This window comes from Flavobacterium sp. GSB-24 (genome assembly GCF_027924665.1).
Lineage (GTDB): Bacteria > Bacteroidota > Bacteroidia > Flavobacteriales > Flavobacteriaceae > Flavobacterium.
This window is the reverse complement of record NZ_AP027043.1, coordinates 4171835-4184742: the sequence shown is the minus strand read 5'-3', so window position 1 is coordinate 4184742 and position 12908 is coordinate 4171835. Positions and strand designations below refer to the sequence as shown.

5 protein-coding genes are annotated in these 12908 nt (G+C 35.9%); all 5 read left to right on the top strand.

What is annotated here, in order from left to right:
* The first annotated feature begins 8 nt into the window (after positions 1 to 8).
* On the top strand, positions 9 to 647 hold the full coding sequence (locus QMG60_RS17865) for an HAD family hydrolase (RefSeq protein ID WP_281865884.1): 639 nt from the start codon (positions 9 to 11) through the stop codon (positions 645 to 647).
* Between the two features lie 373 nt (positions 648 to 1020).
* On the top strand, positions 1021 to 3948 hold the full coding sequence (locus QMG60_RS17860) for a triple tyrosine motif-containing protein (RefSeq protein ID WP_281865883.1): 2928 nt from the start codon (positions 1021 to 1023) through the stop codon (positions 3946 to 3948).
* Positions 3949 to 4165: 217 nt separating this feature from the next.
* On the top strand, positions 4166 to 8116 hold the full coding sequence (locus QMG60_RS17855; protein WP_281865882.1) for a family 16 glycosylhydrolase: 3951 nt from the start codon (positions 4166 to 4168) through the stop codon (positions 8114 to 8116).
* Between the two features lie 126 nt (positions 8117 to 8242).
* Positions 8243 to 10897 (top strand): beta-1,3-glucanase family protein, encoded by a 2655-nt coding sequence (locus tag QMG60_RS17850; RefSeq protein ID WP_281865881.1) that lies wholly within the window; start codon positions 8243 to 8245, stop codon positions 10895 to 10897.
* A 176-nt stretch (positions 10898 to 11073) separates the two neighbouring features.
* Positions 11074 to 12699, top strand: coding sequence for a glycosyl hydrolase family 18 protein (locus tag QMG60_RS17845; protein WP_281865880.1), 1626 nt, complete (start codon positions 11074 to 11076; stop codon positions 12697 to 12699).
* Positions 12700 to 12908 lie beyond the last annotated feature (209 nt).

The following is a 12908-nucleotide window of genomic DNA, read 5'->3' as shown; positions in this document are numbered from 1 at the left end:
TTAAGAATATGGAAGTGAAGTGTATTATTTTCGACTGCGATGGAGTTTTGGTAGATACAGAAAAAATTGGGAATGGAATATTGCTTGAAATGGCAGCTGAGTATGGTTTTGAAATGGAAATTGAGGATGCATACCGCAATTTTAACGGTAGAAATCTAAAAGATTGTTTTCTTCATATCGAAGATGCTATCGGAGCAAAACTGCCGGAATCTTTTGAAGCAGAATACCGTGAAAAAAGTTTCAAAGCTTTTAAAACAGAAGTAAAGCCGATGGAAGGTGTAGTGTCATTTATCGAAAAACTGAATATTGCGTATTGTGTGGCGTCAAGCGGACCAGTTGAAAAAATCAGGCTTAATCTTGAAGCATCTGGTTTATTGGATAAGTTTGAAAATAAGATTTTCAGTTCCTATCAAATTAACAGCTGGAAACCAGATCCTGGAATATTTTTATATGCCGCAAATGAAATGGGTTTTGAGGTAAGTGACTGTATAGTTCTGGAAGACAGTAAAGCAGGAGTGAAAGCTGGAATAGATGGCGGATTTAGAGTATTTGGACTTGCCAATGGTTATAACAACTCAGATTTGGAAGAAGAAGGTGCAATGCTTTTTTATACTTATGAGGAACTGAGTGATATTATTGGAGTTTGATTTGTTTTAGGTTTTATTTTTCAAGTTTCAAGTCTTGTGTAGGGCTTCGACTTCGCTCAGCCTGACAGCCACTAGGTTGTCGATGTCATCTTGGGCGAAGTTGAATGAAAGTGAATTAACTTAAGGTCTAAATCAAATTTGAGTTTTTCTAATTTTCATATTCTTAAAAACAAATGTAATTTGTTACATTAAAATTAAATTTCATATATTTGAGTTTGTACATTCGTTTTTTTAATGAGTTTTTTATGATGAATTTCTAATGATTCATTAGAAAAATCGGATGATTTAGATAGAAAAAGACTTTTCCCAAAGAGTCATTTTTTAGAATGTGATTTCCCAAAAGTCACATGCGATTAACCTACAGACAGACAAAATGACGAAATTTATAATTAGAATTTTAATTCTATCACTATTACTCGTTTCTTCAATCGAAGCCCAGATTAAAAAGATTGGTGTTCCTTTTATAACCAATTATAATCCGAAAACTTATAAAGCAGCTTCCGAAAATGGAGATGTTGTACAAGATTCTAAAGGCATGATGTTTTTTGCCAATCACTTCGGAATCATGCAGTTCGACGGTGTACGATGGAGTATTGTTACACAGCCTGAAAACAGAAGTATGGTTCGTTCGCTGGCAATCGATAAAAACGATAAAATTTATGTTGGAGCGCAAGGCGACTTTGGTTTTACAACGCAATTGCCTAATGGGCAATATCGATACACTTCGCTGGTTAAATTACTTCCTGTTTCAGCTCGAAATTTTGGCGATGTACTTCACACTACTATTCAAAATGGGAATGTGATTTTTTTCTCTTACGAAGGAATATTTATTTATAAGAATAATAAAATCAAGGTTTTAAAATCAAATTCTAGTTTTGATGATTTTTTTGAAGTCAATAAAGAGATTTATGTTTTAGATAATGAAAGAGGATTATTGAAATTAAAAAACGACTCATTAATTGCAATTTCAAATGCTCAGAAATTTGCCGGCATGAAGATTAGGAAAATCTTTAAAACAAAAAAAGGACTTTTATTATGCACACAAAAGAATGGTCTTTTTATTTATTCCGATAATCAAATAAAACCTTTTGTAACGGAAGTTGATTATTTATTAAAGCAAAATCAAATCTCTGCTGGAATTGAGCTTTCGGATGGATATTTCGGAATTGGAACCCGCCAAACAGGATTGATAGTTATAGATGGTTCAGGAAATTTGATTCAGCATATTAATAAACAAATAGGTTTGCAAAATGATTATGTAACAAATCTTAAAATTGATAAAGAAGGAAATTTATGGGTTACGCTTAAAGAAGGTATTTCGATGATCCAGATTTCTTCGCCTTTGTCTAAGATTTTGGACACATCAAATTCAGAAACCAAAATATACTGCAGCCAAATTTATCAAAACAAGTTATACATCGCTACAGATAACGGTTTATTCTCGCTCGATTGGGAAGCTTATAAAAACGGAAAACGTGAAAATGCCAACTTTCATCATATTTCTGGAATGTCTGAAAATGTTTGGAATATTGGCATTTTTGGAAATTCTCTTTTGGCTTTTGAAAAAAACGGAATATATGAAGTGTCTGGTAATTCGGCAAAAATACTAGCAAAAGTAGACGGCGCTTGGAAAGGGATTTTAGTTCCAAACCATCCAGATTTACTGCTTGCAGGTGGTTACAACGGTTTGTATCTTCTTAAAAAAATAAATAATTCTTGGGTTTATCAGCATAAAATAAAAGGTTTTCAGGAAAGCAGCCGTATAATTGAAACGGACAAGAACGGCAATTTCTGGATTGCTCACGGTTACAAAGGAATTTTTAAACTTCAATTTAATACCGCATTCGACTCGGTTTCTAATGTCCAGTTTTATAATCAAGAAGATGGTTTTCCGTCGAGTTTATTTTTGAATACTTTTAAAATTGATAATCAGATCTTTTTTGGAACTACGAAAGGGGTTTACAAACAAAATACATCTTCAAACAAAATGATTCCAGACGCTATTTTTAAAAAATATCTGGGAATGGAAAATCATATTCGGTTATTAAAAGAGGATAATCAGAATAATATTTGGTACGTTTCTGGAGAAAATACTGGGAAAATGACTAAAAAAGCAAATGGCAGTTTTGATGTTGAAGAACTTCCATTTAGAAAACTTAGATATTTATATGTTCCAGGTTTCGAAAATATTCAGACAACAACAAACGGCGATGTCTTTTTTGGGACACAAGATGGGTTAATTCATTATAATTCAGTCAAAAACAAGAAATACCCAACCAAATACAAAGCTGTAATTTCAGAAGTTAAATGTATTTTTCCAAAAGACAGTCTGCTGTTTTCAAGCCGTTACGATGTGCTTCCGAATAAAACAAAATCTGCAGAAAAAGAAATTTCAAGACTTTTTTCGTATTCCAATAATGCTGTTCATTTTTCTTTTTCTTCCCTTTTTTATGATGAAGCTGATGCCACAAAATATGAATATTGGCTGGAAGGTTTTGAACCAAAATGGTCGGAATACAGTCTTCAAACCGAAAAAGAATATACCAATTTGCCTGAAAATGAATATGTGTTTCATGTAAGGGCAAAAAATATTTATGATGTTGTAAGCGAAGAAGCTGTTTTTCGCTTTGAAGTTTTACCGCCTTGGTACAGAACGATTTGGGCTTATGTTTTATATTTAATTCTCTTTGGTATTTTGATTTATACGATTATCAAATACCAAAAAAATCTTGCGGAACGTGACCGCCAGCAATTAATTTTGAATCAGGAAAAAGAATTACTGCAGAACCGTGCTGAACTTAATGAACAAAAATTGGCATTAGAACAAGAAAATATGGTGATAATGCGGGAGAATCTTGAAACAACGATTAATCTCAAAAACGCTAAAGTAGCTTCAAACACTGTCAATCTTATCCATTTAAATGAAATTCTGCTTTCTATAAAAGAACTCATCGGACAAATGGATAAGAAGAATGATCCTAATGTCAACTTCAGTTTATTAACCAAAATAAATAAACTGATCGATCATGAATTGCAGGGCGATAAACATTGGAATGAGTTTGAAGAAATTTTCAATCAGCTGCACGATAATTTTATGCAGAGACTCAAAACAAGTTATCCTGAATTGACGCCGCGCGATATGCGATTGTGTGCGTATTTGCGAATGAATTTCAATACGAAGGAAATTGCACCGCTTTTAGGAATTTCTGTAAGAGGTGTGGAAGATACCAGATATCGCATTAGAAAAAAACTACAGCTTCCATCAGATACAAACATTACCGAATTTATTCTCAATTTTTAATTTTTCTCATTTAAGTGAAATTTTAAGTGATTTTATGCTTTTCATCGATGATTTGTACATTTCTTCGATAGTACCGTAGTCAAACCGTACTCTAAAATGTAAGTCTTGCCTGATTTTTTAGTTAATATTGCGTTGTTATTGTCGGAAAATACAAACTATTTTTTTTAAATGGTTTGTATTGAAGAAATAACATTTACTAACTAAAAACCTATTTAAAATGAAGCAAAATGACTTTTTTTTCGGCCGACCACCGAAAAGCAATTCTTATTTATTAAAACAATTTTGTATTGCAGTTTTATTTGTACTGCTGCCATTTCTGAAAGCCCAAGCTCAATGTAATACGCTTGTTTGGTCTGATGAATTTAATGGCACGACAGTCGATTTAACCAAATGGCAAAGCATCTCAGGAAACGGCTGTCCATCGCTCTGCGGATTTGGAAATGCCGAAGCACAGCGTTACGAACCGAATCAGGCAACAATTGTAAAAGAAGGAACGAATAGTTACTTGAACATTGAGGCTAAATATCAGCCAACGTCACAGTTTCCAGATCAGCCGTATGCTTCCTCTAAATTAACAACAGAAGGGAAGTACTCTTTAAAATACGGAAGAGTTGAAGCTAGAATGAAGTTATCTAATGGCCAGGGAGCGTGGCCTGCTTTTTGGATGCTTCCCGTAAATGGAAATTGGCCGTATACTGGTGAAATTGATATTATGGAAGCCAAACACAGAAATCCGCAATCTGTAGATGGAACTATACATTATGATGGAAACGGCTATCATTTTACGGGAAGAAGCTACAGTTCTCCAACCGATTTATCTTCTGATTTTCATGTTTATGCAGTTGAATGGGGACCAAATTTTATTAAATGGTTTGTTGACGATGTATTATTTCATACAGCAACACCAAATACAACTGTAAACGGCGGATGGCCTTTTAATGATAATCAGTTTTATATTATTTTAAATCTGGCTGTTGGTAGTGCCGGAACTCTATATACAAGTGTAAATGGTGCAGGAGTACCGCCGCTTCCTGCTGATTTTCCAGCAAAATTACAGGTAGATTACGTTCGTGTTTATGACGGAAGTTATAAATATGGAGTTGTGGGAGATGCAAAAGTATATCAAAATGAAAGCAGCAAAACTTATTCTATAAACGCTATAACAGGCGCCTCTTATAACTGGACGGTTCCTGCAGGTGCGACGATTACTGCTGGACAGGGAACAAATGCCGTTACGGTAAATTGGGGAACTTCGGGTGGCGATGTTTCTGTAACAGCGACCACTTCCGGCTGTACGGCAAATACATATAAACTAGCCGTTGTAACAGAACCGGTAATTCCTGTAGAGAAAATTCAGGAAGATTTTCAATCCAACAGAAATATTGTTTACGGAAACAAAACAGGAATTTTGACAGAAGCGGTTGCCAATCCTTCTGCAACAGGAATTAATACTTCGGCTTTGGTAGGAAAATATGTCCGTAATTCATCTGAATTGTACGATGTTTTCAATATTAAAAATGTAGTCATCAGTAATGCTAATGATTATGTGTACGGAAGAAAAAGAATTTCTTTTGACATTTATACTTCAGCTCCAGTTGGAACTAAAATTTCGATGCAGCTTGAAAATAGCTTAGTAACCACAGCCACTAATTATCCGTCAGGAAGACACAGCGGTTATAAAGCGACTACTACAGTTCAAAACAAATGGGAAACTATTGAATTTGAGTTTGAAAAAATAATAGATCCAAACACAAGTGCTTTGACAATCAATAATATTGCTTTCCTTTTTGAATCGAATTCAAATTCTGGAGCAACTTATTATTTTGATAATCTGCTGACACGAGCAGCGCCAGAAAAACCAATTATTGCAACCGACGTTTTGCAAAATTACGATGGCATCAATAAAATTATAAAAGGAACTACAACTGGAACGTACTCTGTTGTAGCAAATCCAGGTTCAAATTCTGTCAACTCATCTGCGAATGTGGCAAAGTATGTTAGAAATGTAACCGAACAATACGATGTGCTTTTCTTTAATACACAAACTTCGATCGAAGATGCTGGTTTATTTAAAAGTCAGATCAATAAAATCATGATTGACGTTTATACCTCGGCACCAGTTGGAACAGTTATAAGTATGAATTTTGAGAATAGCGCAACATCGCTTCCTGCGAATTACCCAACGGGAAGAAATAGTAATTATGTGGCTATTACAACCAAACAAAACCAGTGGGAAACCTTGACTTTCTATTACAATTCAAGTCCAGATGCTGGAACTTCGAATCTGGCAGTAAACCAAATGGTTTTATTGTTTAATTCAGGTTCTTATACAAACGATACGTATTATTTTGATAATATCAGAATTGGTTCAACCAAACTGCCAGATACTTTTACACCTGGAGTTGTTTACGAAGATTATCAAAATACCCACAACATTACGTTTAGAGACGCTATCGGAACGTATACACCAAATACAGCAAATCCGAATGCAGCGGGAATTAATACTTCTTCGAATGTTGGAAAATACGTGCGTAAGTCCACTGAAATGTATGACAATTTCTCTTTCAATACTACTTTAAACAATATTGGAGATTTTAAAGCGGGCACTAAAAAATTCGCGATGGATGTTTATACATCTGCGCCGGTTGGGTCTATAATTTCTTGGCAGGCAGAAAGCAGTGCTTCGGTTCCTGCAAATTATCCTGTTGGCAGACACAGTATTTATCAAGGCGTTGTCAAACAAACCAATACTTGGCACACCATTACTTTTACATATGTGAGTACGCCCGATGCTTCGACTTTAGATAGTGAAGTAAACCGCTTTGTATTTTTATTTGAACCGGGAACGAATTCTGGAAATACCTATTATTTTGATAATATCAGAGCTTTAAATTTAGTTTCTACAGAAACACCAGCAGGATTGCCTTCACCTTGGATTAGCACAGATTTAGGAGCTGTTACCCCTGCGGGAGAAGCATCACATTCTAACGGAACTTTCACAATTAAAGGTTCAGGAAATGATATTTGGGAAACAAGCGATCAATTTCAATTTGTAAATCAGTCCATTACTGGAGATGCGGAAATTATTGCTAAAGTAAATTCATTAACGAATACCAATACGTATGCAAAAGCTGGAGTAATGTTCCGTGAAACGCTTACGCCGACTTCTAAACATGCCATGACAGACGTAAGTGCTGCAGCTGGTATAGAATTTTTATCTAGAGAAGCAACTTCTGGAGTAACAACAGCTCAAGTTGTGGTAGGAACAGCTCCAAAATGGATTCGTATCGTAAGATCTGGGAACACATTCACTTCTTATTCATCTGATAATGGAACGACATGGACACAAGTTGGAACTCCCAAAAACATAGCAATGGCCAATACGATTTATGTTGGAATGGCAGTGACATCTCACGCGAACGGAACTTTAGCAACAGGGGTTTTCAGCGATGTTATAGTTCGTACTATTACATCAAACCCAAATGTCAATTTAGCTTTAGGCAAAACAGCAACAGCTTCTACCGAAGAAAATGCAACGCTTTCTGCAAATAAAGCAACTGACGGAGACGGCACAGCATCAAGATGGGCAAGTTCTTTTGCCAATGCAACAGAATGGATTTATGTGGATTTAGGAAACAATTACACACTTAACAGAGTTGTTTTAAAATGGGAAGCGGCTTTTGCAACTCAATATAAAGTACAGCTTTCGACAGATAATGTTTTCACCGAAAATGAAACAATAAATACGCAGACAGCCAGTGACGGAGGTACGGATGATTTAACGGTAAGCGGAACGGGAAGATATCTTCGCATTTTATGTACAGCAAAAGCTTTGGCTCCTTACGGATATTCATTATTTGAAATTGAAGCTTACGGATCTTCGTCAACAGCTAGAATGGCTTTGAATGTTGCTGAAGAACCTCTGGCTGAAGAACCTGTTTTTGCAGTGTATCCAAATCCGACCACAAATTATGTTCAAGTTTCATCTCCTGAAAACTTAGATAATAAAGTCATTACGATTTATGATAATTCTGGGACATTAATTTTGCAAAACAAGCCTCAAGGAAATGAAAGCGTAATTGACGTGAGTAAACTTCGCAGAGGAATCTACATTCTTAACTTCAAATCAGATCAAAAAAGCTGGAGTAAGAAGTTAATTAAGAAATAATTTTTAAATCCGTTGGGTGCAATTCAAGGAGGGCATACCAGTTGTACCTGACGGATTTAGTTAGTCATTTATTTGAAAATGACTTTGGTTTTAGAATCTATTTATTAACCCCAAAACTATTTAGATATGAATAAAATTAGACTTCAAAGATTTTCTTTTTTGATGACACTTTTTTTAGTGTTTTCAAGCCTAATGCATGCTCAAGGGCCTGTACCATTTACGATTAGTAATAATTCGACGTTTGCCGACAGCGATTTATATGTTGCCATTGTAGGAATCGATTATACTACAGGAAATCACGTTTGGGTAAATGCCAAAACGAGTCAGGTTTTACCAATGAATGCGTCTTATAACACAGTTACAGGACCCACTTATGGTGGAAATACAGGACCAGGACAAAATTCTAAATATGCCGCTTGTTTTACTAAGCTGAGTGAAATTCCAAATAAGACCTTCACATTGCCTTTAATTGCAGGATGCAGGGTTTTTATTTCTAAAGGTTCTCAACTGTATTTTTATTTCTTTGGAGCCAGCGGAGCACCTTCGGGATATGCATCGCCAAATCCGCAGAACGCAACAGATCCAAATCAAGGAATTTTGTATGAAATGATCGAATTGACCAATAATCAATATGGTTTCTTCGGAAATCCAACAAGAGTAGATTCATACAAATATCCAATGGGATTGGAGTTGTTTGGTGCTAACGGTTATCAAAAGAAAGTGGGAGACTTGAAAAAGCACGCTGATATTGTTGCTGCTTTTAAAGCGAATGTTCCAGCAGAATTTCAAGGCTGTGTCAATGATGCAATAGGAGAAATTACAGCTCCGTCTAAAACTCCAGCTTATGCTGAAGGATCAGGGCCATACGCAAACTATTTAAAATCATATATCGACGCAATTTGGAATAAATACAAAAATGAAGATTTGATTTTTTATGCAGGAGATGCGGGAGTTTTTAAAGGGCGAGTTATTGGAGAACAACTAGAAATGGTTGGGCAGTCTGGAGCTTTTGTTGGAAGAACAGGACGTGTACAAAACCGACCAACAACGCAGGAAGCGCTTGAAGGAAAAGGCGTTTTGGACAGAAGATTGGTTGACGGAGATTTAGATCTTGTGATTCAGTCGCAATTAACAGCTGCCATTAATCGACATGTGGTAAATACAACAACGACAAATCCTGGACAGCAGAATTGGTACGATGCATCGAAATATTATCAAGTAAATCCAACCAATCATTATTCTAAATTCTGGCATTTACCGGGAATTAATATCGATAATTTGGCTTATGGGTTTGCGTATGATGATGTTGCCGATCAGTCGCCATCGCTTCATTCGCCACAGCCAACAAAAGTTATCGCAACATTTGGGGGTTATTACGGACTTACGACGCCTTCAGTTCCAGCTACAACAGATGTAATAACAGTTTACAAAGATTGCAATTATGCAGGATTCTCTGGCGGATTGACAATTGGTGATTACAATCTAGCTCGTTTAAATTCTTTAGGTGTTTTAAATGATGATATTTCTTCACTAAAAATTACTCAAGGTTATCAAGCGATTTTATATCAAGATGATAATTTTACAGGAGCTTCAACCGTAATTAATTCTGATAATTCTTGTTTGAATACCACTTGGAACGATAAAGTAAGTTCGATTAGAGTTATTGCAAACGGAACAACGACTTTAGGCAACCAGACTTTCTTTCTTCAAAACAGAAACAGCGGTTTGTACATGGACGTTTGGAATTCCAGCATGTCAAACGGAGCAGGAATCAATCAAGGGGCTTTGAATTCTGGTAACAATCAGAAATTTACTTTCACGCATTTAGGAGACGGAATGTACAAAATCATTGCCAACCACAGCGGAATGTCAATGGATATCAATAACTTCAATAAAGCCAATGGCGCAAGAGTAGAGCAGTATCCGTACAATGCTACAACAAATCAGCAGTTTATTTTGGTTTCAACTGGTGATGGCTATTATAAAATTGTTGCCCGTCACAGCGGAAGAATTGTTGAGGTAGCAGGAGCAAGTACAGCTTCTGGAGCGATCGTTCAGCAATGGGATAATAACAACCAGACTTGCGGACAATGGAAATTAGTTCCAGCCACAAGTTCGCAGACTTCAGTTTTAATTCAAGCAGAAGATTATTCAGCGATGAGCGGTATTCAAGTTGAAGCAACAACAGATACTGGAGGAGGTTCAAATGTTGGTTATACAGAAACAGGTGACTGGTTAGCGTATAATAGCATTAATTTCCCAACTACAGGTTCTTATTTAATAGAATACCGAGTGGCTAGTGCTGTCAATGGCGGAAGATTATCATCTGATTTAAATGCTGGAGCAGTTGTATTAGGAAATGTTGATATTCCAAATACCGGAGGTTGGCAGAACTGGCAGACCGTTTCTCAAACCGTAAATGTTAATGCAGGAACATATAATTTCGGAATCTATATTCAGAATACTGGAATGAATATCAACTGGATTAAAATTACAAAAGTAGCGGGAGGAACAGCACGAATGGCTTCAGTTGAAACAATGGAAGAACCAGCCGAAACAATTTTAAATGTTTATCCAAGTCCAGTTGAAAGTACACTTTATGTAACAGCAGATCTTTCTGGAGGAAGCGTAAAAATTGTAGATTCTCAAACAGGATCTACTGTAGCATCTCAAAAAATCAACAACAATAGTTTTGATGTTTCGCATCTTAGAAAAGGAATCTATTTTATAGTTTTTGAAAAAGAGGGCAAACAAACGATCAAACGATTCATAAAAAAATAGTTTTAAAAAGTGATCTCAGGCTTTAGATTTAGATAATAAATTAGGTAGTGTTAGTTCTACGAAATTGGATTTTAAGTCAAATCTAAAATCTAAAGTCTGAAATCTAAAATAAAAAAAATGCAACTCAAATAACCGTCCCATGTTTACGAGTTTATTAATCTATTAAAACAATTATTATGAAAAACAATTACAAAAGAATGCTGCAGAAATGCATGATTATTTTAGTCTTGGGCGCTTTTAATTTAGCGACAGCTCAGAAGAAAGTCATTGCTTATATTCCGAATTGGATTGATTTGAATGCTTTTTCGAGTACTATTCAATACAGTAAATTAACGCATATTAATATTGCGTTCGAAAATCCTGATGCCAACGGATATTTGAGTTTTAATTCAGGAAGTAATACGATTATAAATGCTGCTCATGCCCAAAATATAAAAGTTTTTGTTTCGCTGGGCGGAGGATCTGTTTCAGAAGGCGGGCCAATTCGCGATAATTACTTCAATTTGATTACGCCAGCCAACAGAACAGCTTTTATTCAAAAGATCTACGACTATGTAGTCGCTCATAATTTTGACGGAGTCGATGTAGATTTAGAAGGCCCAGCAATTAATGGAGATTACGGCGGATTTGTTATTGCTCTTGCCAATAAACTGCATGCCAATGGCAAATTGATTTCGGCAGCGCTTTCAGAAGGATATGGTGGTGCCAATGTACCTTCATCTACTTTTGCAGCTTACGACTGGATCAATATCATGGCGTACGATGCAACTGGTCCTTGGGCTCCAAATAATCCAGGACAGCATTCTCCTTATAGTATGGCGGTAAATCAGTTTAATTACTGGACAGGAAGAGGATTGCCTGCAAGTAAAGCCATCATCGGACTTCCTTTTTATGGATATGGTTTTGGTGCTTCTGCCAATCAAGGAATTTCTTATGCTAATATCGTAGCTCAATATCCTGGGGCTGAAAATCTAGATCAAGTAGGAAACACCATTTATTACAACGGAATTCCGACAATCAAACAAAAAACAACTTTTGCAATTCAGAACGCAGGAGGTGTTATGATTTGGGAATTGTCTCAGGATGCAACAGGATCAAAATCTTTACTGACAGCAATTAATCAGGTAATTTCGGGAAGCAATCCTCCCGCAACAGGAACTTTAATTCAAGCCGAAAATTACAATACAATGAGTGGTGTTCAAACCGAAGCAACAACCGATACAGGCGGTGGATTAAACGTAGGATATTGCGATACAGGCGACTGGATGGCTTATTATAATATTAATTTCCCAACTTCTGGTTCTTATCAAATAGAATATCGTGTTTCAAGTGCTGTTACAGGCGGAAGATTATCCTCTGATTTAAATGCAGGAACAATTCAGTTGGGTGCTGTAAATGTGCCAAATACAGGAGGATGGCAAAACTGGCAGACAATTACTCAAACCGTAAATGTAAATGCTGGAACGTATAATTTCGGGATATATGTTCAAAACACAGGGTTTAATATAAACTGGTTTAGAATTACAAAATCGGGTTCAACGGCAAAATCTGCTCCTGTAAATTCAGAACAATCAATTGCAAGTTTGGAGATTTATCCGAATCCGACTGAAAGTCAGCTTTTCTTCAGCACAGAGGTTTCTGGTGGAAATGTAAGTGTCATCAATACAGAAGGTGGTGCAACTGTTTTTTCTCAAACCGTAAACAATAACAGCATTGATGTTTCGACTTTAAAAACGGGAATTTATCTAATTTCGGTAGAGAAAAACGGAATCAAAACGGTAAGACGTTTTATTAAAAAATAATACTAACCCATTTGCCATAATGGTTTAGATACATTAAATTTTAGGTTTTAATGTGATGAAAAGGCTGTCATTTTTGTGACGGCCTTTTTTTGTTTTAACCGCAAAGAACGCTAAGGTTTACGCAAAGAGCGCTAAGTTTTTTTAAAGCTAAATTTATAAATTAAAAAGTTCGCAAAGCATTATGGGATTAGCTTTGCGAACTTTAATTT